Below are 21,002 nucleotides of genomic sequence, written 5' to 3'. Positions count from 1 at the left end.
GCCGGTGACCTGCTGGGCAGCGGTGAATCCCGCTCTCCGCGGGCGTAGTTGGAGTACGGCGAGCACGTCACCTGCGCAGGGGTCAACTACTGCGTGCGTACCAGTGCACGTGCGCCGATGCGTCGCCGCACACTACGCGGCGGGGGCCCATGCGGACGCGCAACTCGGCCGATTGGCGCGAGACCGCCCTTTACACCCACTCGACCCATTGGCATGGTCATGCCCTCATCTGTGCGCCTGTCGCGCACCTACGGGGGGACCTCATGCTGACCCGTCTGTTCCGGCTCTGCCCGCACGGCAGACTCAGATCCACCGGCCTCATCGCCCTGGCGCTCGCCGCCGTCGTCGCCGCGCTGCTTCCGTTGACGGGAGGCGGCGCGGCCACCGCGGCCATCGGCGCCGGCGCGCCCGACCCCCGGCACCCGATGGCGGCTCCGCACGAGCCCGTGGTGCCCGCGGATGCCATGGAACCGACCGCGCCCGTCCTGCCGAGGGACGGCTGGACCGTGTCCGCGAGCGACGAGGAGACGGCGTCCGAGAACGGACGCGCCGCCAACGTGCTCGACGGAAGCACCGCCACCATCTGGCACAGCAAGTGGAGCGGCACCGCCGCACCGCTGCCGCACACCCTCACCGTCGACATGCACCGGACGGCTGTCGTATCCGCGCTCGTCTACCAGCCGCGCACCAACAGCCCCAACGGCAGGGTGGGTTCGTACGCCATTCACCTGAGCGCCGACGGTACGAGTTGGGGTTCCGCCGTCGCCTCCGGCACCCTCGGCGACGACGCGACCGCCAAGACCCTGAGTTTCGCCGCCCAGGGTGCCCGGTACGTGCGGCTCACCGCGACGAGCGAGGCCGGCAACCGTGGCCCCTGGTCGTCCGCGGCCGAGATCAACCTCCTCGGCGACCCCGGCTCACCCGCCTCCGTCGTCGACCTGCCGCGCACGGGGTGGACCGCGACAGCGAGCGACGAGGAAGCGGGCGCTGCGGCGAACGCCGCCGCCAACGTCCTCGACGGCGATCCGGACACCATGTGGCACAGCCGGTACTCCGGCACCGCCGTGCCCCTGCCGCACAGCATCACCATCGACATGAAGAGCGCCCGCGACGTCTCGGCCCTCACCTACCAGCCGCGCCGGTCCGGTGCCAACGGCCGGGTCGGCGCCTACACCGTCACGACGAGTACGGACGGCACCACGTTCGGAACCCCGGTCGCCAGCGGCACCTGGAAGGACGACGACACCGTCAAGGGCGCCACCTTCTCGCGTACCGTCAGCGCGCGCTACGTGCGCCTGACGGCCACCACGGAGGCGGGCGGGCGCGGGCCGTGGTCCTCGGCGGCGGAGATCCGCCTCAGCGCCCCGGCGAACCCGGCGACCGCCGGCTCCTGGGGACGGATCACCGGCTTCCCGCTGGTTCCGGTGGCCACCGCCCTGCTGCCGAACAACAAACTGCTCGCCTGGTCCGCGTACGGCGTCGACCGCTTCGGCGGAAGCAACGGCTACACCCAGACGGCGATCATGGACCTCGGCACCGGAGTCGTCACACAGCGGCGCGTCGACAACACCCGGCACGACATGTTCTGCCCCGGCATCGCGGTCCTGAAGGACGGCCGGGTGCTGGTCACCGGCGGCAGCAACGCCGAACGCGCGAGCATCTACGATCCGGCCACCGACACCTGGTCGGCCACCGGCGACATGAACATCGCCCGCGGCTACCAGGCCATGACCCTGCTCTCAGGCGGCGACGCCTTCGTCCTCGGCGGCTCCTGGAGCGGGGCCCGCGGCGGCAAGGACGGTGAGGTCTGGTCGCCGGCCACCGGCACCTGGCGCAAGCTGTCCGGCGTACCCGTGACCACCACCATGACCGCCGACCCGGCGGGCCCGTACCGTGCCGACAACCACCAGTGGCTGCACGCCACTTCGGACGGCCGCGTCCTCCAGCTGGGGCCGAGCAAGCAGATGAACTGGATCTCCACCGAGGGCGACGGCTCCGTCACGGCCGCCGGTACGCGAGCCGACAGCGCGGACGCCATGAACGGCAACGCCGTCGCGTACGACATCGGCAAACTGCTCACCCTGGGCGGCGCGACCGCCTACGAGAACACGACGGCCACCCGGCGCGCGTACACCGTCGACCTCAACGGCGGGGGTACACCGGTGGCCGCGCGCACCGGCGACATGGACTTCGCCCGCGCCTTCAGCAACAGCGTGGTCATGCCGGACGGCAAGGTCGCCGTGTTCGGCGGGCAGTCCTACCCGGTGCCGTTCAGCGACGCGACCTCCTCGCTCACACCGGAGATATGGGATCCGGCGACGGGGCAGTTCACACGTATGGCGAGCATGGCCGTGCCGCGCAACTACCACAGCGTGGCCAACCTGCTGCCCGACGGGCGCATCTTCTCCGGCGGCGGCGGTCTGTGCGGCGACTGCGCCACCAACCACGCCGACGGCGCCGTGTTCACACCTCCCTACCTGCTCAACGCCGACGGCACCGAGCGCACCCGCCCGGTCATCACCGGCACCGTGCCCGCTCGCGTCGCCCACGGTGCGACCGTCCCCGTGACCACGGACTCGGCGGTCACCTCGTTCGCCCTGGTGCGGGCGGGGGCGGCCACCCATTCCACGGACAACGACCAGCGCCGCGTACCGCTCACGTTCACCCGCAACAGCACGACGTCGTACACGCTCAGCATCCCCTCCGACCCGGGAGTGGCGCTGCCCGGCAGCTATCTGCTGTTCGCGCTCGACTCGGCCGGCGTACCGAGCAAGGCCCGGATGGTCACCGTGGGCTGACCGCACGCGCGGGGTGGCAGGAGTGCCGGGAACAGGCGGCCTCCTGCCGCTCCGGCGAGGGGGCCGGCCCTGTCCACGGAGCGTGAAAAGAGGTCTGTCGCATCCGAGTTGACCTTGCCACCCCTTGCGCCGTGTGAAGCTATGCCCATGGATGATGTGAACGCTGATGTGAAGAGCAGGCTGCAGACGGACCGCCCGCACTCGGCCCGTGTCTGGAACTACCTGCTGGGCGGCAAGGACAACTACCCCGTAGACAGTGAGGTCGGCGATGCCATTCTGTCGACCTTCCCGGAATTCGCGGCCGTGGCCCGGCTGCAGCGCGCCTTCCTCACGCGTGCCGTGCGCTTCCTCACGGCCGAGGCCGGCATCAGGCAGTTCCTCGACATCGGCACCGGGCTGCCCACCGCCGACAACACCCACGAGGTGGCCCAGCGCATCGCGCCGGACAGCAGGATCGTCTACGTCGACAACGACCCGCTCGTCCTCGCCCACGCCCGTGCCCTGCTGACGAGCAGCCCGGAGGGGGCGTGCGCGTACATATCGGAGGACGTCCGGAACCCGGAACGCATCCTGGCCGAGGCGGCGGACACCCTGGACTTCAGCCAGCCGGTCGCCCTGACTCTGCTCGGCATCATGGGGCAGCTGTCGGACGCCGACCACCCCCGGGAACTGGTCGCCACCTACCTGGAGGCGCTGCCCGCCGGAAGCTACGTGGCCCTGAGCGACGGGATCAACACCAACGACGCGCTGAACACGGCCGTGACCGCCTACAACGCGCAGTCGGCCAACACCTACCACCTGCGCTCGCCGGAAGAGATCGCCTCCTACTTCACCGGTCTCGAGACCGTGGCCCCCGGCGTCGTCGCCACGTCGGCCTGGCGCCCCGACGACATGCAGCCCGCGGAAGAGGCCGTGGAGGTCGCGTACTGCGGTGTGGCCCGCAAGAGTTGAGGCCCTGGCCGTTGCGGCGCCGAGCCGGAACGCGTACGTCCCTGTGTGTGAAGTCTGCATGTGCCCCGCCTGCCACCGGCGGGGCACATCAGCTTCGACGGATCAGCGGGGCCAGAACCGCGGCCGGGTCGATGCCGGACGGCAGGTCGCTGACCTGGCCGTCGCCCACCTCGACCACCCGCCAGGCACCGTCCGTCCGGCGAGCGACGTCGGTGGTGACGAAACGGCAGCCCAGCCGGCGTACGAGCGGCTGGATCTCCGTCAGGTCGGGGCGCGGCAGGAGTCCGGGGGTGTCGGGGTGTGCCGTGATCGCGAGGGGCTCCCCGTCCAGCCACCACACGCGAGCCTCGCCCGCCGCACGGTCGAACGACTCGAAGGCGCGCAGCACGACGCCGCCCGTGAGGAACTCCTCCTGGAGCGCGACGAAGCGGCTCACGACCCGGTGCACGGCCGCGGTGTCGGCGAGATCGGGGAGGTGGCACGCCCCGTCCCAGTCGTCCTTGCGGGACTTGACGAAGTCCTTCACGACGCCCGGCCCGGGAGGCAGGGCCGAGGCCAGATCCGCCAGCTGCGCGGCCGTGGGCGGGAGACCGGGGCGGCAGGGCATGAAGGCGCTGGCCGGAGTGACGTCGGTGAACGTCTCGTACCAGGAGGGAAGTTCGTGTGCCGAGCGGTACATCGCGGCCGTGGTGCACAAACGGGCGCCGCGCTCCTCCAGTGCGGCGCCGAGGTCCGCGTAGACCTCGGCCGTCATCATCCACCCGCGGTACCAGAGCGGACCGAGCCCCTGCGGAACGCGTCGTACCGCCTCCCCGGCACGTCCCGCCAGCAGGGCGTCGTGATCGACGAGGGCCACACCCGCCCCGAGTGTGCGCGCGACGGCGGCCTGCGCCGCGAAGTGCGGATCGCAGCGGGTGGGTCGCAGTGGGTCGGCGCAGAGCAACAGGGGAGTCGGCACCGGCACACCGTAGCGGGGGAGGCCCCGTCCTGGTGGGACAGCACGTGAGGCCTGACGCACCGGCTCGCCGGGGCCCGGGTAAAGTCCGCCCATGATCAAGGGCCCCGGAGGTCGGGGCCCTCGTGCGAGGGTGGGGAAACGATGACCGAGGCACCGGCCGGGACGACGTGGCAACTGACGGACGACGACGGCGGGAAACTGGCGGGTCGCTGGTGGAAGTGGGCGCTGTCGGCTCCGAAGGAACTCAGTCCCGTGCGGGACAAGACCGGTGAGCACGCCGGGTGGAAGCAGCCGCGCGACCTGTGGTTCCTGGCGGGGACGTACGGCGGCAAGGTGGTGCGCACCTGCGAGATACCTGCGGGGCGCCCGCTCTTCTTCCCGGTGATCAACATCCAGCACACGCACAGCCATTCGGCGACGCCGCTGACCATGCCGGTGGCCGAGGCGACCGCTCACCTGAACGGGGTGGAGCTGGTCCTGTCGCAGTTCTCGGGCTCCTTCCGCACCGGGTTCACCCGACGTCACGCCTGGGGCCTGTGGGGCGCGGTGGAGCCGCTCGTACCCGGCCAGTACGTCCTGGAGATCAAGGCCGACACCGGCCAGGGTTTCTGGCTGGACACCACGTACCACCTGACGGCCGTGGAGCACCTCGACTGAAGTCCTGAGGCATGGGGGGCGGGGCATGCGAGGGGGCGGCGCGCACGAGCGTTGCCGCATACGATCGGCTGGTGAACGACACCGTCACCCTGCATTCAGGCGCCACGCCAACCGCTCCCGCCCTCGTCCTTCGCCCCTGGCGCACGGACGACGTTGCTGCCCTCGTCGACGTGTTCCGGGATCCCGTCCTGCGCCACTGGACCGGCTCGGCTGTGGAGAACGAGGGCGATGCGATGGAGTGGGTGCGCGGCCAGCAGCGAGGCTGGGCGGCGCAGGACCGGTTCGGGTTCGCGATTCTTGAAGCACAACCCGACGTGCCCCACGGGCAGTTGGCGGGCCATGCCGTTCTCAAGGAGGTGGCCCCCGGGAAACCGTCGGCCGAGGTGGGTTACTGGACCGCGGCACATGCGCGCGGGCGGGGTGTGGCGCCGCGCGCGGTCGAGGCTCTTACCGACTGGGCCTTCGACGTCCTGGAGGCCGATGCGCTGGAGCATCTGGAACTCCTGCACCAGGTGGACAACCCGGCCTCGTGCCGCGTGGCGCACAAGAGCCGGTACGGCCTCGACAGAGTCCTGCCCGCGGCGCCGCCGTCGTTCCCCCGCGAGGGCCATCTGCACATACGCCGCAGGGGTGCCTGAGGCTCTCTCACAGCAGCTTTCAACTGACCCACGACTCCTCGACCGGCGCTCCGAGCCGGCATCATCGCGGGGCCGAGCCGTCCTGGTGCTCGAGTACAGCAGTCTGTGGCGGCTTCGGACCGGGATGCTCCCGCCCAGCGGCCAGGGGCCATGCGTCGATGTCCTGATAGCGCCGCGGACCTGCGTGTCCTCGCGTCGTGCTGCCGACCAGGTGAAGGCGTTCGGTGCGCCAAAGGCGTCCGGTGAATCCGTCGAGGCAGGCGGCCGCCGCCGTCACGGACGCGTTGTCGTAGCGGCGGGCGCGGGCCAGCGTGAGGTGGGGACGCAACGGACGTTCGGCAAAGTCGACGCCGCAGTCCCTGACCCGTTCCCGTACCGCTTCGGCCAGCTCGTGCAGTCCGTCCAGATCGCCCTCGATGCCGCTCCACAGCACCCGCTCGTCGAAGTGTCCGCCACCGATGAGCGCCAGTTCGAGGGAGGGGCGGACGGCCGCCAGGTCGGCGAGGGGTGAACGAAGCCGCTGGACGGTCCGCACCGGCAGCTCGCCCAGGAAGGCCAGGGTGATGTGCCAGTCCTCGATGCGGTTCCAGCGCAGGTCGGGGTGGGCGGCGTAGGCCGGGCTCAGCGCGTGCGCCAGCTCGTTCTTCGCGTCGTCCGGCGGCGCGAGGGCGATGAACGCGTGCTGAGTGGTGGTCTGGGGTGGTTCGGTCACGGATGTGTTCTTACCTCATGCGTCCGCGGGGGCGCAGTCCGGAGGCCTCTCTGCGGATGAGTGAGCCCGGCTCGTCGTGCGGAAGCCGCAGTTGCCGCTGAAGGAGTCGGCGGTGGTGGCGGTGCGGGCCGAGACGCGGTAGCGGTTGCAGTAGGAGGGGTGGCAGAGGTACGAGCCGCCGCGCAGGACGTGCCGGGCGTCCGGGGTGTCCGGTGCCGGGCAGTGGGGGTCCCGGCGCGGGGAGCGGGCGTACCAGGTGGGGTCGAAGCCGTCGGCGCACCACTCCCAGACGTTGCCCGCCATGTCGTACAGGCCGAATCCGTTGGGCGGGAAGGCACGGACCGGCGCGGTGGCGAACCAGCCGTCGGCGCCGGTGGGGGCGGAGGGGAAGGTGCCCTGGAAGACATGGCAGTGGTGCTCGCCGCCGGGGGTCAGCTCGTCGCCCCAGGCGTAGCGCGCGCCGTGCAGGCCGCCACGGGCCGCGTACTCCCACTGCGCCTCCGTGGGCAGGGCGCGGCCGGTCCACGCGCAGTAGGCGAGGGCGTCGCGGAGGCTGACGTGGACGACGGGGTGGTCGTCGAGGCCGTCGACGCCGCTGAGCGGGCCGTACGGGCGGCGCCAGTCGGCACCGCGGACCTCCAGCCACCAGGGGGCGGACGGGGAACGGCCCAGGACATCGGCCGGCCCGGCGAGTGCGTAGGCGTGGAAGACCGCCGACGACCCGGCGCGTTCGGCATCCGTCACGTGCCCGGTGGCACGGGCGAACCGGGCGAAGTGTGCGTTGGTCACGGTGGTCGCGTCGATGGCGAACGGGGACAACGTGACGTCGTGGACCGGGAGTTCGCCGTCGGCCGGGTAGCCCTCGGCGAAGGCGTCGCCCATGGCGAAGGTGCCACCGGCCAGCGTCCGCTGCTCGTGCGGGAGCGGTCGCAGTTCCCGGGCGGCCGGGCGGGCGGTCCTCATCGGCGGGGGCGCGCCGGTCGGACGTGGGCCCGTGCAGCAGGGCGCCGAATTTCCGGCGGTCGTATCCATTGACGTGTCGCGCCTTCCACCTATAACACTATGCACCTAGGTGAATCTGCACCTAGGGAAGCGCCGCGTCAAGGCCGTCGAGGCCGACGCGTCAGGAGTGGGGGAGTCGCGTGAAATTCGAGCACGTGCTGCTCGGTGTGCTCGCCATGCGGCCGCAGAGCGGTTACGACCTGCGGCGATGGCTGGAGCGAGAGGGGCGCTTCCTGCGCTCCGGCGTCCACCAGAGCCAGGTCTACCGGCTGCTCGGCCGCATGACGGACCAGGGGTGGATCACCTGGGAGGCGGACGCCCGGGACGGCGCCCCCGACGCCAAGGTCTACCGGCTCACCGAGGCCGGCCGTGAGGCGCTGATCGACTGGGCCCACTCCCCGTACGAACCGCCGAGCCGCTTCCAGGACCCCGAGTTCGTCGCCCGCCTCCTGTTCGCCGGGATGCTCGACGCGGACCTGCCGTTGCAACTCATCGACACCGAACTCGCCCACCGCCGCGCCCAGGTCGCGCACTCCCGGGGACGGGACCGCACCCTTCGCCTGGACGAGGCCCTGCCCGAGATCGACGCGCCCCGCGCCCGGCTGCTGAACGAGCTGCTGCACCTGGAGGGCGTCCGGCAGATCGACGCCTGGATCGCCTGGCTGGAACACACCCGCCGCGTGCTCGCGGACCACGGCGACACCGGACACGACGTCCACAGCGAGGGCGAGGCCCGCCCCGGCCATGAGGGAGATCCCGCGTGAAAGCCGTCATGGTCATGTTCGACAGCCTCAACCGGAAGATGCTCCCGCCCTACGGCTGCGACTGGACCCACGCCCCCAACTTCCAGCGGCTGGCCGAGCACACCGCCGTCTTCGACCAGTGCTACGGCGGCTCCATGCCCTGCATGCCGGCGCGCCGCGAGATGCACACCGGCCGCCCGAACTTCCTGCACCGCTCCTGGGGGCCGCTGGAGCCCTTCGACGACTCCGTGCCGCAGATGCTCTCGGAGGACGGCGTCTACACCCACCTCGTCACCGACCACCAGCACTACTGGGAGGACGGCGGCGCCACCTACCACCAGCGCTACAACTCCTTCGAGTTCTTCCGCGGCCAGGAGGGCGACAAGTGGAAGGGCCAGGTCGCCGACCCGGACATCCCGCCGACGCACACCCTGCGCCGCGGCCGGATCTGGCGGCAGGACTGGGTCAACCGCCGGCACCTCGCCGACCCCGCCGACCACCCGCAGAACCTCACCTTCGACGCCGGCCTTGAGTTCATCGCCACCAACCGGGACGAGGACCGCTGGTTCGTGCAGATCGAGACCTTCGACCCGCACGAGCCGTTCTTCTCCTACGCCGAGCACAAGAAGCACTACGCCGCCCGCGACGCGGCCTACGACGGCCCGCACTTCGACTGGCCCGACTACAAGCGCGTCACCGAGGACGAGCGGACCGTCGCCCACGCCCGCCACGAGTACGCCGCCCTGCTCACCATGTGCGACACCTCGCTCGGCCGGGTCCTGGACGCCTTCGACGCCCACGGCCTGTGGGACGACACGCTCCTGATCGTCTGCACCGACCACGGCTTCCTGCTCGGCGAACACGGCTGGTGGGGCAAGAACGTCCAGCCCTGGTTCGACGAGAACATCCACACCCCGCTCTTCGTCTGGGACCCGCGCACCCGCGCCACCGGCCGCCGCTCCGCCCTCGTCCAGACCATCGACATCGGCCCCACCCTGCTGGACTTCTTCGGCCTCGAGCGCACCCCCGACATGCTCGGCGTCCCGCTCGGCGACACGACCGCCGACGACCGTCCCGTCCGCGAGGCCGGTCTCTTCGGCTCCTACGGCGCCCACGTCAACGTCACCGACGGCCGCTACGTGTACATGCGGGCATCCGTCCGGCCCGACAACCAGCCGCTGCGCGAGTACACGCTCATGCCCACCCACATGGACAGCCGCTTCTCCCCGGGCGAGCTGCGCGACGCGACCCTCGAAGGCCCGCTCCCCTTCACCAAGGGAGTCCCCGTCCTCAGCCTGCCGGGCTTCGCCGTCGGCAACCCCTACAACCTCGGCACCCGCCTCTACGACCTCGCCATCGACCCCGACCAGGAACACCCGCTCCTCGACGAGGCGTTGGAGCTGCGCATGGCCACGCTCCTGGTGGAGCGGATGCGGGCCTGCGACGCCCCCGCCGGGCAGTACGAGCGCCTCGGCCTGCCCGCCGAGGGCCCGGTCACCGGGGAACACCTGCTGCTACGGGCCCAGCGCGAGCAGGTCGAGCGCTCCAGCGCACCCCTGCCCTCGGCGGAGGAGTTCCCCGCGGCGGAGCTGTCGGTCACCACCCCGCTGCACCGCATCGTCGAGGCGCCGGGCGCCGCGGACGTCCTGCGGCGGCACCTGCCGATGCTCGCGCACCCCGGCCTCCTTGCGATGGTCGGCGCGATGAGCCCGCTGCAACTCGCCGCGATGACACCGGCCGTCGACCGCACCCTGCTGCACGCCCTGCACGCCGACCTGGCTCAGGTGCCCCCCGCCTCCTGAGCCCTTCTGCCGGCAGGCGCCCCTCCACCCCGTTCGTCTCCTCCCCGCCCTCCCCGCCCTCCCCTCCCTCCCCTCCCTCCCTGTCCTCCCCGTCACGCCGCCGCGCGGCAGAGGTGAGTTCGCCATGCCCGAAAAGTCCCCTTCCGTCTCCCTGGTCGGCTCCGGTCCCGACGCCGCGCCGGCGGGCCCCGCCGCCGGACGGCACGTCCCCGGCCGCTGGCGGCAGTTGTCCGTCCTCTCCCCGACGGTGCTGACCGACAACAGCGAGTCGTCCATCGTCAGCACCCTCTTCGCCGCGATGCGCCAGCCCCTCGGCATGTCCTTGAGCCACCTGGGCCTGCTCCAGGCGCTGAGCCGGGTGGTCGGCGCCGTGTTCGGCCCGCTGTGGGTCGCCGCCGCGCGGCGCGCCGGCCGCAGGAGCGTCCTCGTCGGCACGGGCCTGTGGATGGGCGTGTGGCTCGCCGCCTGCGGGCTGAGCCAGGGCTTCCCGCAGCTGCTCACCTGCTATCTGCTGGCCGCCGTGGGGGCGGCCGCGGGCCAGCCCATCGTCCACGACATCGTCGCCGATCTCTTCGACGAGGGGTCCCGGGGCCGGGCGATCGGCGCGATGTACGGCGGGGTGACCCTGCTCGGCGCGGTCATCGGCCCGCTCATGGCGCAGCTCGCCGAGGCCCCCGGCGGCTGGCGCACCGGCTTCTACGTGGTGGGCGCGCTGTGCGTGCTGGCGGCCCTGCTGGTGCTGTTCCTCTTCCGGGACCCGGGCGCCGGCGCGAGCGAAACGACGGCGCCCGCCGCCCGTGACACCGCGGGGGCGTTCTCCCGGCAGACCCTGCGCCGCCTCTTCGGCATCCGCACCTTCGGCCTCATGGTGGTCCAACGGCTGCTCAGCGGACACCTGCTGGTCGCCACCTTCGCCATCGTCTTCCTGACCGAGCGCGGTTTCAGCACCGCGACGGCCGCGCTCGTCGCGATACCCAGCGGCATCGGATACCTGCTCGGCAGCGTGGCCGGCGGCCTCGTCACCGACCGGGTCCACCGCGCGAGCCCCGAGCACGGGCGCGTCTGGCTCCTCCAGGCGCTCCAACTCCTCTACGCGGGACTCGCCTTCCTCGGGACACAGTTCGCCTGGCCCGGCATCGGCGCGTACCTGCTGTTCTTCGGACTGATGGCGGCCGTGCAGGGGGCCAACCCCGGTGTCAACCGGCCCATCGTCATGGCCGTCACCCCGCCCGACCTGCGCGGCCCGGCCTTCGCCGTCCTCATCTCCGTCGCCGAGGCGCTCGCCTACGCCCTGTTCAACCTCGGCGCCGGGGCTCTGGGCGACGCGCTGGGGCTCCAGACGGTCTTCCTGTGGGTGCTGGTGATCCTGATGCTGCTCAACGCGGCCTTCTGCGGGCTGCTCCACCGCACCTACCCGCGCGACGTGGCACGAGTACGGGACGGGGAGGTGTAGGCCGCGGGCAGCCGGAGCATCCCGGAAGCCGTGCTCATGGCTTGTGCGCGAACACCCACCGGTTGCCCGCCAGGGCGTCGTTCTCCTCGGGCAGGGGGCCGCGTCCGTGCCGGTGGGTGAACTCGAAGGGCATGTGCACCGATGCGGACCAGCCCCCTTTCGTCAGGGCACCCGCGGAGTCGGGTCTCGGCTCCTTCGCGAACAGGTCGAGCAGGTCGATGCCGATCTGCTGGTGTGTCGAGGTGTAGAGCGGGCTGTCGCGATAGGCCATCAGGTCCGGCTCGAGTTTGACCTCGTACGCCAGAGCGCTGCCGGGCGCACTGAGCCGGTCCACCGCGGCGACGAGGGACGCCTCGGCGGCGGCGGGGAGGTAGAACAGCAGTCCTTCGGCCAGCCAGACACTCGGCGCGGAACGGTCGAAGCCGGAGTCGGCGAGTGCCGCCACCCAGTCGGCGCGGAGATCGACCGGGACCGGTAGGCGCGCCGCTTTGGCGGTGGCCGACAGGCCGTCGAGCACCTTGTGCTTGAACGCCAGCACCTCGGTCCTGTCGATCTCGAAGACGATGCTGCCAGGGGGCCAGTCGAGCCGGAAGGCACGCGCGTCGAGTCCCGCGCCGAGCAGGACGACCTGGCGTGCGCCCGCCGTCCGCACCGACTGGAGGAGGAAGTCGTCGAGGACCCTCGTCCGCAGGCCGAAGTAGCGCGCGAAACGCCCCCACAGCGGGTTCGCGTCGCCGTTTGGCACCTGGTGCAAGCGGGTCGGCCACCCTGCGGACGCCGGGGCGGCGCGCACGAAGTGTTCCGCGAAGGGATCCTGGGCGAGGGAGTCGGGGCGGTGGGTCTCGATGGCCCGTGCGGCCGCGACCAGGAGCGCGGTCGTCCCTACGCCCTCCTCGACTCCGGTGCCGTGATGGGTGGTTGCGACCACATGTCCTCCGTTGACGGATGCTGTGCTCATCGGCTCCGCTCCTGCGGGACGACGACCGGTTTGACGACGCGGCCCGCTTCGCAGTCGCGCTCGGCTTCGTTGATGTCGGCGAGGGGATACGTGCGTATCAGCTCGTCGAAGGGGAACCGGCCCGCCTGCCACAGGGCGATCAGCCGCGGAATCAGCAGGCCCGGCACCGCGTCCCCTTCGCAGATGTGGGAGATGCTTCTGCCGCGGTCCAGCGACCCCGGCTCGATCGGCAGGGCGGTGTGCAGCCGCGCCACCAGGCCGAGGCGGCCGGTCGGGCGCAGGGACCGGAGCGCGTCGTTGATCAGTGCGGGGGAGGCCGTGGTGTCCAGTGCGAAGTGCGCCCCACCGTCGGTCAGTTGCCGGATGTGGGCGGACAGGCCGGATGTCGCGGCGGGCAGTGGTGTCGCGCCGTAGCGTTCTGCGAGGACGAGCCGTTCGGGGTGCCGGTCGACGGCCACGGTCACCGCGCCCGAGGCAGTGGCGGCCATGACCGCCGCGAGGCCGACCGCTCCCGCACCGAAGACGGCCAGGGTCTCGCCGGGCCCGGCCCCGAAGGAGTTGAGGACCGCTCCGGCGCCGGTGAGGAACCCGCAGCCGAGGGGGCCGAGCAGCTCGACGGGCAGGCCGGGGTCGACCCGTACGGCGTTGCGGGCCGGGACCACCGCGTACTCGGCGAACGACGACTGGCCGAACCAGCGCGGGGCCAGCGCCTTCCCCGCCGCGTCGGTGAACCTCGCGGCGTTCTCCTTGCGCCCTCCGAACAGGTTGAGCGCGGCGAAGGAGTCGCAGTGGGCGGGGGAGGCGTTCCGGCAGTTCCGGCAGTGGCCGCAGGAGTCGAAGCTCAGGACGACATGGTCCCCCTTGTCCAGGCCGGTGCGTGGCCCGCCCGTCTCGACCACGATCCCGGCACCCTCGTGACCGAGGACCGCCGGCAGCGGCGAGCGGCCTGCCGAGCTCCGGACCGCGAGATCGGTACGGCACATCCCGCACCCCGCGATCCGCACCAGGATCTCGTCGTCGGCCGGCCCCGTGTGCAGCAGCACCTTCTCGACGGCGAACCGGCTCCCGGGGGAGCGCAGTACCGCCGCGTCGAACGTCATCGACATGTCGGCGGTCAGCCCGCGGCGATGGCGGCGGCCGCGTGGTCCCGTGCGTGCCGGTCCATCTCCGCGCGGAAGGCGGCGATCAACCGCCGGTCGATCCGGCCGGCGTCGCGGTCGCCGCCCTCGCAGACCGCCCCGCGCACGCCCACGATGTCCGTGCCGATGCGGGTCAGCGCAGGGAGGTCGCCCACCCGCACACTGCCCGCGAGGGCGGCGAGGAGCCCGGCCTCGTGGGCCCGTCGCACGAACTCCCCGCAGACGTCCGGCGGCACGTGGTCGAAGAGGCGTGTCCCGTCCTTGATCGCGGTGTCGAGCATGGCCGCGTCGGAGCCCGAACGCAGGGCGATGTCGGGCAGGGAGAGCGGATTGACGCAGCCGATCCGGTGGGCGTCGGCGTAGCCCGACGCGACGACGAAGGCGTCCGGTCTGTACTCCTTCACCGCCCGCACGACACCGTGCATGACCTCGACGGCCTGCTCGGGCGTGATGCATCCGTAGAGCCCGACCTTGATGTAGGTGGCTCCGGAGACGGCGGCGCCGAGGGCCGCCTGGGCCACCGTGCCGGGCTTGTACGGCACGTCCCCCACGGTGGCGGACACGGGCTTGGCGGCGGGGACCGCGTCCCGGATCTCCCTGATGACCCACGGGAAGTTCGCGCCGAGCGAGCCCTCGGCGGGCCTCTTCACATCCACGATGTCGAGATGTTCCGCGGCCTTCGCACACTCGACGGCCTCTTCGACGCTGTCCGGGGAGATCAGAAGTAACAACGTGTGCTCCTTTCCGCACATGACCCCGAGCCCGTGCGGCAGGCAGGGTGTGCGAACGCGATGACGTCTCTTGCGGTCCGTTCATCATCAGCGGCCGTCCGCGACCACGGGTAGGGCGCGAGAAAGGCGAGGGAGGTGCAAGCCACGGGACGAGTGAGCCGTGCGCGCCGGTTCAACCGGCTCCCCCTCCCGTTCATGCCGGCGCGGCGCCATCTTCACTCGTTCTGTTGAGCGGCCACCCTTCCCGGGACGCCGGGGGCGCAGGCCCGCATAGTTGCTGCTCGGTCGGCACTCAGGCCGTCTCCTGGCCTCACGGAAGGTGGACACGCATGCGCTCCGAAGCGGTCACACGTGTGAAATTGGTCTTCACCCTGTTCGACGCCGACGGCAACGGGGTGCTGGAAGCCGACGACTTCACGCTCATGAGCGACCGGGTAGCCGCGGCGGTGCCCGAAGCCGATGAGGCGCACACCCGCGCCATGCGTGCGGGTTTCCGGAGCTACTGGGAGACGCTGGCCCGTGAACTCGACGTCGATCGCGACGGCCGGATCACCTACGAGGAGTTCCAGGCATGCGTCCTGTCGCCGGAACGCTTCAGCGGGGCCGTCGACGCGTTCGCGGCCGGCTTCGCACGCTTCGGTGACGTGGACGGCAGCGGCACCGTCACCCGCCCCGTCTTCATCGGCATGATGAGAGGCGTCGGCTTCGAACTGCCCAACATCGAGGCGCTGTTCACCGCGTTCGCCCCCGATGCCGCCGACCGGATCCGGGTGGACGTCTGGGAGGCCGAGATCAAGAACTACTACGCACCCGACAAGGGCGGCGTTCCGGCGGACCTGCTGGCAGCCTGATCCGACCCGGCCGGGGCCCGCTCGTACGAACGGGCCCCGGCAAGCTGCCCGTCACCGGCCGAAGGGCCCGCGGACAGGGCGGCCCGCCCGTTTGTACGTACGCATCAGAAGGGCCGTCCGGACCTCCCGCACACCGTCCAGTCCGGAGAACGTCCGGGCGTGGAACGCGTCCATGTCCGCTGTCGTGGCGTGGCTGCTGTAGCCGAGGACGTTGTTGCTTCCCGTGGTGACGACGAGATGCCGGATCGAGGGCTCGCGGGCGAGACGGCGCAGCGCGGTGTCGAGATGCGCGTGTTCGACGCGGAGCCGGAAGCGCGCCTCCACCGGATGACCGAGAACGCTCGGCTCCGCGAACAGGCGCAGCTGGAACACGTGCGAGGCCATGAGCCGGTTGAGCCGGCGCCGTACGGTGGACTCGCCGAGGTTCAGCCGGTGCGCCAGGCCGGTCATCGGCATACGGGCGTCCTCGGCCAGCAGGTTCACCAGCTCCCGGTCGATGTCGTCGACGGGAAGCGGGGGCGGCGGCCGTAGCCCGTCCATCGCCAGCCGGCGCATGTGCGTCGGCTCGGCCACGTACGGCGTCCAGTCGACCGCGGTGAGGAGCAGCCGCAGCACCAGCGCGGAGTGGATGTCGAGCACGCCCGGCATGCCGCCGATGGTCCGGTCGACGAGATCGAGCAACTCGGCCTCGTCGGCGACCTCCAGCTCCGCGAGGACCACCAGATCGCCCGTGGCCACCTCGACCGAGCGGGCGTCCGGCCGGGCGGCGATCGCGCGGGCCACCTCCTCCAGCCGTCCCGGAGCGCACCGCACGGCCAGTTCGACGACCAGCCCCTCGCCGAGGTGTTCGCCCACCAGCGCTGCGATGAACCGCACCCGTCCCGTCCGCAGCATCCGTTCGAGGCGCCGGGCCACCGTCCGCTCGTGCAGGCCCACCTGCTCGCCGGCGTCGGCGAACGAGGCGCGGGGACGCTGGGCGAGGTACTGCAGGATCGCCAGGTCCGGGCCGTCGAAAGACGACTGCTCGGAGGGATCGTTTTCCGCCATCTCTGTCTCTCTCCTGCCCGAAAGCGCCATCCAGGGCATCCGTATGCCTGGATCAGGCTTTCTCAGGGGCGGATCTTGCCGGGATCCGAGGGTGGACCGCAGATTACCGGACAGCATCCACCAGCCGACCTTCGGCCGTCAGCAGAGGTACCGCCCATGCCTGAGGCAGTCACCAGACCGTCGCCCAGCACCACCCCGCGGAACCGCCCCGTGCCCGTGTCCGCCGCGGCGCTCGTGGTCTCGATCGTGCTCGTCGAGCTTTCCAGCGGCATCACCCAGGGTTTCCTGGCGCCGGTACTGCGCAGCCTGACCGACGTCCTGCACGTCACCGCGGCAGACCTGAACTGGATCAGCATCGCCAACCTGATGGCGAGCGTCGCCTTCACACCGCTGCTCTCCCGGCTCGGCGACCTCCACGGACACCGCCGCGTCCTGCGGTGGAACATCGCCGTCGTCCTCGCGGGATCCGTCACCGTCGGCCTCGCCGGTTCGTTCCGGACCCTGCTGGTCGGCCAGGTTCTCCAAGGAGCCTTCGCGGGCTTCTTCCCCCTGCTGGTCGGCATCCTGCGCAACCGCGGCGACGCCGCGCGGAGCAGGAACGCCATCGGCACGATGGTGGCCGCGCTCGTCGGCGGCATCTGCGTCGGCGGCGTCGCCAGCGGCCTCGTCGCCCACTACGTCGACACACCGACGGCGGCGCTGTGGGTGCCGACGGCGGCCGTCGGCGTCGCGTTCCTGGTGACCTGGCCGCTGCTGCCCGAGACGACGGAGCGCCCGGGCGGGCGCCTCGACGTGAGCGGCGGCGTGCTGCTGTGCGTCGGCCTCGTCGCGATCATGCTCGGTCTCGGGCAGGGCGGCATGCCGGGCTGGGCGTGGACCTCACCGCGGACCCTCGCCTGCCTGGTCGGCGGCGCCCTCGTGACCGCCGTGTGGGCCCTGGTGGAACTGCGCTCCCCGGACCCGATGATCGACGTACGGCTGTTCCGCCGCCGCAACGTGTCCGTCGTCGCAGTGGTCACCACCACCTTCTCGTTCTGCATGATCGGCCTCCAGGTGGCGGGCGCCGTCTTCATGGGCACGCCGAAGGAGAGCGTCGGCTACGGGCTCGGCCTGTCGCCGTTGCAGATCGCCTTCGCGATGATCCCGTCGATGGCCGCGACCGGCATCGCCGCGCTCCTCGCGCCCGGGCTGGCCAAGCGGATCGGCGACCGCGCCACACTCGTCACCGGATCCCTCCTGATGGCGGCGGGATACCTGCTCACGCTCGCCCTCCACAGCTCCGTCGCCCCGTACCTGGTCTGTCAGGCCGTGGCGGGCCTCGGAGCCGGCGTGCTCCAGCAGGCCACCCGCACGCTCGCCGTCGAGTCGGTCCCGCGGGAGCAGACCGCCGTCGGTTCCGGCATCAACGAACTGCTCATCAACGTCGGCGGCTCGCTCGGCGCGGCATGCGTGCTCGCCGTCACCGCCGCCAGCACCCCCGCCGGCTCCGTCCTGCCACGGTTCACCGCCTACGCGACCTGCTGGAGCGTGTGCGCCGCGACGGCGCTCGCGGGTGCGGCGGTCGCGCTCTTCTACCGCTCCACCGCCCGCTCCGTCTGACCCCAGCGTCCGCACCGACCGACATCGCGCGAAGAAGGAACAGAAATGAGCCAGAACGATCCCCGCGAACACGCCCGCGCCGTCGTCACCCGGCGCCAGGACGAGGTGATCGCCCTCAGCCACAGCCTCCACGCCGAACCCGAACTCGCCTACGAGGAACACAAGTCGGCCCGGAAGATCGCCGATCTGGTGGAGCGTGCCGGCTTCGGCGTCCGGCGGGGCGTCCACGGCCTCGACACGGCCTTCGAAGCCGTCGCGGGCAGCGGCGATCTGGTCGTCGCCGTCACCGCCGAGTACGACGCGCTTCCCGGCATCGGCCACGCCTGCGGGCACAACGTCAACGGCGCCGCCGCGGTCACCGCCGCCCTGGCCCTCGCGCCGCTCGCCGACGACCTCGGCCTCACCGTCAAGCTCCTCGGCACCCCGGCCGAGGAGTACGGCGGAGGCAAGGTCGACCTCCTCGACCGGGGAGCCTTCGACGACGTGGCCGCCGCCATGATGGTCCACGCCGCACCTGCGGACGGCGTCGGCATGACGTCCCTCGCGATCGGCAGCTGGAAGGTGAGCTACACGGGCCGCGCCGCGCACGCCGCCGCCATGCCGCACCGCGGGATCAACGCGGCGGACGCCATGCTCGTCGCCCAGGTGGCGATCAGCGCGTACCGCCAGCAGATGATCCCCGACGGCGTCGTGCACGGCGTCGTCACCAGGGGTGGCGAGGCGCCGAACGTCATCCCCGCGCGCGCGACCGCGGACTACGACTGCCGCGCCGCCACGGCCGAGGACCTGGCGGAACTGCAGTCCAGGGTCCGGGCCTGTTTCGAGGCGGGCGCGCTCGCCACCGGTGCCGAACTCGCCCTGGAGGCCGTCGGCAACGACTACGCCGACCTGCGCCAGGACCTCGCCATCACCGACCTCTACCGCAGGGCCGTCACCGATCTCGGGCGCCGCATTCCCGACAGCCCGGACACGATGCGCGCAGGATCGACCGACATGGGGAACGTCTCCCACGTGGTCCCCACCATCCACCCGTCCATCGGCTACGACTGCGGTGACACGATCATGCACAATCCCGAGTTCACCCGGTACGGCACCAGCGCCGGAGCCGACCGTGCCGTGCTCGACGGCGGCCTGGCCATGGCCTGGACGGCCATCGCCCTGGCCACGGACGAGGGCCACCGCGCCTCCCTGCTGGCCCGGCTCGCCGACCGCCGGAACGCCGCGCACGCGACGCCCGCCGCATAGCCGCTCCCGGCGCACGAGCACGCGCTCACCGCGACCCGCGACCCGATCAGCCCCGGCCCGGTGCTGCCGCGTAGTCGGTCAGCCGCTTCTGCAGCACGGGGTAGGCGGCGGCGTCGGGCAGGGGCCGGCCGTCGCGGACACTGGTGGCGGCGAGGGTGGCCGCCTGGACGGCCGCGCGGTACGGCAGGGACCCGGTGGAGACGCGGCGCACCCCGATGCGTGCGAGCTCGGGGAGCGTCACACCGGGCACGACCAGGACGTTCAGGGGGAGCGGGACGGCCTCGGCGAGCGCGGCCAGGTCGGCGGGGTCCGTCGCGCCGGGTACGAAGACGCCGTCGGCGCCCGCCCGGACGTACTGCCGGGCGCGTTCCAGGGTCGACTCGAGGTCGGCGTCCTGGCCGAGCCAGTAGGTGTCGACGCGGGCGTTGACGAACACGTCGGGACTGCGGCGCTTGACGGCCGTGATCTTCGCGGCGTGGGCGGCGGGGTGGACCAGGCGCTCGTCGGTGCTGTCCTCGATGTTGATCCCGTCGGCTCCCAGGGCGGCGACATACTCCGCGACCTGCTCGGCGTCGTCGGCGTAGCCGTCCTCGACGTCGGCACTGACGTACACCGGCAGCCCCGCCAGGGCTCGTACGAGCGTCACGGTCGCCTCGCGGCTGGCGCGGCCGCCGTCAGGGCGCCCGGCGGTGGCGGCGACCCCGAAGCTGGTGGTGCCCACGGCGGGGAAGCCGGCGTCGGCGAAGGCGAGGGCGGAGGGCACGTCCCAGGCGTTGGGCAGCAGGAACGGCACCTCACCCGGACGGTGCAGGTCGGCGAAGCTCACGGTCGGACCCTTCTGTCGTACGGCTCCGGAGACGGGGCGGGTCGTGGTCTCCGGGTGCGGAGATCTCGCGGCGGGCGGCGGAGCCCCTCGCGGGAGGCCTGGAGGGAAGAGTAGGACGAGTGGGGCGGGGCGGTGCCGGAGACGACTCCGAGGTCGGCACCCGCACGGCGGACACGTCGACGCACACGCCGGACGAGTGGGACGTGCAGGATGTTTGGAGCAAAGCGGTCGCGGCGCGGAATAGGACCGTCGCCCGGAGCCTTGTGCGGGGTGCCGGACCGAACCGCCTGACGACGTGACCGCAGTGGCACCCACCTCCGAAGGAGCAGTTCCATGGCCCTCACCCGCGAAGAGCGCGAGCAGTTCCTCGCCGAGCCGCACGTCGCGGCCCTGGCCGTCGACGCAGGCGAGGGAAGGGCGCCGCTGACCGTGCCGATCTGGTACCAGTACGCGCCGGGCGGCGACATCTGGATCCACACCGGCAAGGGCTCACGCAAGCATGAACTCATCGAGAAGGCCGGCCGGTTCACGCTCATGGTCGACCGCCTCGAGCCGACCGTCCGTTACGTGTCCGTCGAGGGCCCGGTGATCTCCACGGTCCCCGCCGTCCGTGCGCATCTGACCGAGATGGCCTCGCGCTATCTGCCCTCCGAGAAGGTCGAGGGCTACGTCGAGTTCGCCGAGGCGAACCACGGCGAAGCGGTCATCATCACGGTCCGCCCCGAGCACTGGGTCTCCTCCGATCTCGGCAACGTCTGATCTCTGCGGGGCAGGGGCGCGAGGGCACCGCTCCGTGGGGGGGGGGGCGGCGGGGCCGCGGGCGCCCGGCCCGCCGGGGGGGGCGGCGCGGCCGGGGGCACGGCGGAACTCCCGGGCCGGGCGGGGGCGTGGG

The 21,002-nt window shown here is 71.9% G+C and carries 19 protein-coding genes; 11 read left to right on the top strand and 8 right to left on the bottom strand.

Annotation, left to right across the window (positions count from 1 at the left end; all coding sequences use genetic code 11):
• The first annotated feature begins 263 nt into the window (after positions 1-263).
• A complete protein-coding gene (locus ABT127_RS38140) occupies positions 264-2,798 on the top strand; it encodes a galactose oxidase family protein (RefSeq protein ID WP_351460788.1) in 2,535 nt (844 codons plus the stop codon).
• Between the two features lie 141 nt (positions 2,799-2,939).
• Positions 2,940-3,749, top strand: coding sequence for an SAM-dependent methyltransferase (locus ABT127_RS38135; protein ID WP_351460785.1), 810 nt, complete (start codon positions 2,940-2,942; stop codon positions 3,747-3,749).
• A gap of 88 nt (positions 3,750-3,837) precedes the next feature.
• Here the strand turns inward: ABT127_RS38135 and ABT127_RS38130 are convergent, their stop codons facing one another.
• The gene (locus ABT127_RS38130; protein WP_351460782.1) at positions 3,838-4,707 is read right to left on the bottom strand and encodes an ATP-grasp domain-containing protein; all 870 of its coding nucleotides are present in this window, start codon (positions 4,705-4,707) and stop codon (positions 3,838-3,840) included.
• 141 nt (positions 4,708-4,848) lie between these two features.
• Between ABT127_RS38130 and ABT127_RS38125 the strand changes: the two genes are divergently transcribed.
• Both ABT127_RS38125 and ABT127_RS38120 read left to right on the top strand, forming a co-directional pair.
• Positions 4,849-5,364, top strand: coding sequence for a hypothetical protein (locus ABT127_RS38125; RefSeq protein WP_351460779.1), 516 nt, complete (start codon positions 4,849-4,851; stop codon positions 5,362-5,364).
• 71 nt (positions 5,365-5,435) lie between these two features.
• Positions 5,436-6,002 carry a GNAT family N-acetyltransferase gene (locus tag ABT127_RS38120; RefSeq protein ID WP_351460776.1) on the top strand — a complete coding sequence of 189 codons (567 nt, stop codon included), beginning with the start codon at positions 5,436-5,438 and terminating at the stop codon, positions 6,000-6,002.
• Positions 6,003-6,063: 61 nt separating this feature from the next.
• Here ABT127_RS38120 and thpR read toward each other — a convergent pair whose 3' ends face one another.
• Both thpR and ABT127_RS38110 read right to left on the bottom strand, forming a co-directional pair.
• Positions 6,064-6,714: an RNA 2',3'-cyclic phosphodiesterase gene (gene thpR, locus ABT127_RS38115; protein ID WP_351460773.1), complete on the bottom strand. Its 651-nt coding sequence runs from the start codon at positions 6,712-6,714 to the stop codon at positions 6,064-6,066.
• A 15-nt stretch (positions 6,715-6,729) separates the two neighbouring features.
• Entirely contained in the window at positions 6,730-7,746 is a 1,017-nt protein-coding gene (locus ABT127_RS38110; protein WP_502971849.1) for a formylglycine-generating enzyme family protein, read from the bottom strand.
• 110 nt (positions 7,747-7,856) lie between these two features.
• Here ABT127_RS38110 and ABT127_RS38105 point away from each other — a divergent pair, with 110 nt between their 5' ends.
• From ABT127_RS38105 to ABT127_RS38095, 3 genes are all read left to right on the top strand, one after another.
• On the top strand, positions 7,857-8,480 hold the full coding sequence (locus ABT127_RS38105; protein WP_351460769.1) for a PadR family transcriptional regulator: 624 nt from the start codon (positions 7,857-7,859) through the stop codon (positions 8,478-8,480).
• Positions 8,477-10,261, top strand: coding sequence for a sulfatase (locus ABT127_RS38100; RefSeq protein WP_351460767.1), 1,785 nt, complete (start codon positions 8,477-8,479; stop codon positions 10,259-10,261). The genes ABT127_RS38105 and ABT127_RS38100 overlap by 4 nt, the downstream gene beginning before the upstream one ends.
• A gap of 124 nt (positions 10,262-10,385) precedes the next feature.
• Positions 10,386-11,714, top strand: coding sequence for an MFS transporter (locus ABT127_RS38095; protein WP_351460764.1), 1,329 nt, complete (start codon positions 10,386-10,388; stop codon positions 11,712-11,714).
• Between the two features lie 34 nt (positions 11,715-11,748).
• Here the strand turns inward: ABT127_RS38095 and ABT127_RS38090 are convergent, their stop codons facing one another.
• From ABT127_RS38090 to ABT127_RS38080, 3 genes are read right to left on the bottom strand one after another with little or no spacing between them, the layout of a single operon-like run.
• Complete coding sequence (locus ABT127_RS38090; RefSeq protein ID WP_351460761.1) at positions 11,749-12,672, bottom strand: class I SAM-dependent methyltransferase; 924 nt, start codon at positions 12,670-12,672, stop codon at positions 11,749-11,751.
• Entirely contained in the window at positions 12,669-13,772 is a 1,104-nt protein-coding gene (locus ABT127_RS38085) for an NAD(P)-dependent alcohol dehydrogenase (RefSeq protein ID WP_351460806.1), read from the bottom strand. Before ABT127_RS38085 ends, ABT127_RS38090 begins: the two co-directional genes overlap by 4 nt.
• Positions 13,773-13,786: 14 nt before the next feature.
• Positions 13,787-14,563 (bottom strand): (5-formylfuran-3-yl)methyl phosphate synthase, encoded by a 777-nt coding sequence (locus ABT127_RS38080; protein ID WP_351460758.1) that lies wholly within the window; start codon positions 14,561-14,563, stop codon positions 13,787-13,789.
• Positions 14,564-14,871: 308 nt separating this feature from the next.
• Between ABT127_RS38080 and ABT127_RS38075 the strand changes: the two genes are divergently transcribed.
• Entirely contained in the window at positions 14,872-15,393 is a 522-nt protein-coding gene (locus ABT127_RS38075) for an EF-hand domain-containing protein (protein WP_351460756.1), read from the top strand.
• 51 nt (positions 15,394-15,444) lie between these two features.
• Here the strand turns inward: ABT127_RS38075 and ABT127_RS38070 are convergent, their stop codons facing one another.
• Entirely contained in the window at positions 15,445-16,440 is a 996-nt protein-coding gene (locus ABT127_RS38070) for an Lrp/AsnC family transcriptional regulator (RefSeq protein ID WP_351460754.1), read from the bottom strand.
• Between the two features lie 156 nt (positions 16,441-16,596).
• On the opposite strand from ABT127_RS38070, the gene ABT127_RS38065 reads away from it, so the two are divergent.
• On the top strand, positions 16,597-18,039 hold the full coding sequence (locus tag ABT127_RS38065) for an MFS transporter (RefSeq protein ID WP_351460752.1): 1,443 nt from the start codon (positions 16,597-16,599) through the stop codon (positions 18,037-18,039).
• Between the two features lie 45 nt (positions 18,040-18,084).
• Positions 18,085-19,284, top strand: coding sequence for an amidohydrolase (locus tag ABT127_RS38060; protein WP_351460750.1), 1,200 nt, complete (start codon positions 18,085-18,087; stop codon positions 19,282-19,284).
• A gap of 46 nt (positions 19,285-19,330) precedes the next feature.
• Here ABT127_RS38060 and ABT127_RS38055 read toward each other — a convergent pair whose 3' ends face one another.
• Positions 19,331-20,110, bottom strand: a complete 780-nt coding sequence (locus ABT127_RS38055; protein WP_351460748.1) for an isocitrate lyase/PEP mutase family protein — start codon at positions 20,108-20,110, stop codon at positions 19,331-19,333.
• Positions 20,111-20,443: 333 nt separating this feature from the next.
• Between ABT127_RS38055 and ABT127_RS38050 the strand changes: the two genes are divergently transcribed.
• The gene (locus tag ABT127_RS38050; RefSeq protein ID WP_351460746.1) at positions 20,444-20,869 is read left to right on the top strand and encodes a pyridoxamine 5'-phosphate oxidase family protein; all 426 of its coding nucleotides are present in this window, start codon (positions 20,444-20,446) and stop codon (positions 20,867-20,869) included.
• Positions 20,870-21,002: the final 133 nt, after the last annotated feature.

Origin of the sequence: Streptomyces sp. NPDC001904, from assembly GCF_040297005.1 — a bacterium.
GTDB lineage: Bacteria > Actinomycetota > Actinomycetes > Streptomycetales > Streptomycetaceae > Streptomyces.
Note: the sequence above shows the minus strand (reverse complement) of the source record. Positions and strands in the feature narration are given on the sequence as shown.

Bases quoted from the DNA above. Each gene is read 5' to 3' on its own strand.
- ABT127_RS38140 (WP_351460788.1), top strand. From the start codon at position 264: ATGCTGACCCGTCTGTTCCGGCTCTGCCCGCACGGCAGACTCAGATCC.
- ABT127_RS38135 (WP_351460785.1), top strand. From the start codon at position 2,940: ATGCCCATGGATGATGTGAACGCTGATGTGAAGAGCAGGCTGCAGACG.
- ABT127_RS38125 (WP_351460779.1), top strand. From the start codon at position 4,849: ATGACCGAGGCACCGGCCGGGACGACGTGGCAACTGACGGACGACGAC.
- ABT127_RS38110 (WP_502971849.1), bottom strand. From the start codon at position 7,746: ATGGATACGACCGCCGGAAATTCGGCGCCCTGCTGCACGGGCCCACGT.
- ABT127_RS38095 (WP_351460764.1), top strand. From the start codon at position 10,386: ATGCCCGAAAAGTCCCCTTCCGTCTCCCTGGTCGGCTCCGGTCCCGAC.
- ABT127_RS38090 (WP_351460761.1), bottom strand. From the start codon at position 12,672: ATGAGCACAGCATCCGTCAACGGAGGACATGTGGTCGCAACCACCCAT.
- ABT127_RS38085 (WP_351460806.1), bottom strand. From the start codon at position 13,772: ATGACGTTCGACGCGGCGGTACTGCGCTCCCCCGGGAGCCGGTTCGCC.
- ABT127_RS38080 (WP_351460758.1), bottom strand. From the start codon at position 14,563: ATGTGCGGAAAGGAGCACACGTTGTTACTTCTGATCTCCCCGGACAGC.
- ABT127_RS38075 (WP_351460756.1), top strand. From the start codon at position 14,872: ATGCGCTCCGAAGCGGTCACACGTGTGAAATTGGTCTTCACCCTGTTC.
- ABT127_RS38070 (WP_351460754.1), bottom strand. From the start codon at position 16,440: ATGGCGGAAAACGATCCCTCCGAGCAGTCGTCTTTCGACGGCCCGGAC.
- ABT127_RS38065 (WP_351460752.1), top strand. From the start codon at position 16,597: ATGCCTGAGGCAGTCACCAGACCGTCGCCCAGCACCACCCCGCGGAAC.
- ABT127_RS38060 (WP_351460750.1), top strand. From the start codon at position 18,085: ATGAGCCAGAACGATCCCCGCGAACACGCCCGCGCCGTCGTCACCCGG.
- ABT127_RS38050 (WP_351460746.1), top strand. From the start codon at position 20,444: ATGGCCCTCACCCGCGAAGAGCGCGAGCAGTTCCTCGCCGAGCCGCAC.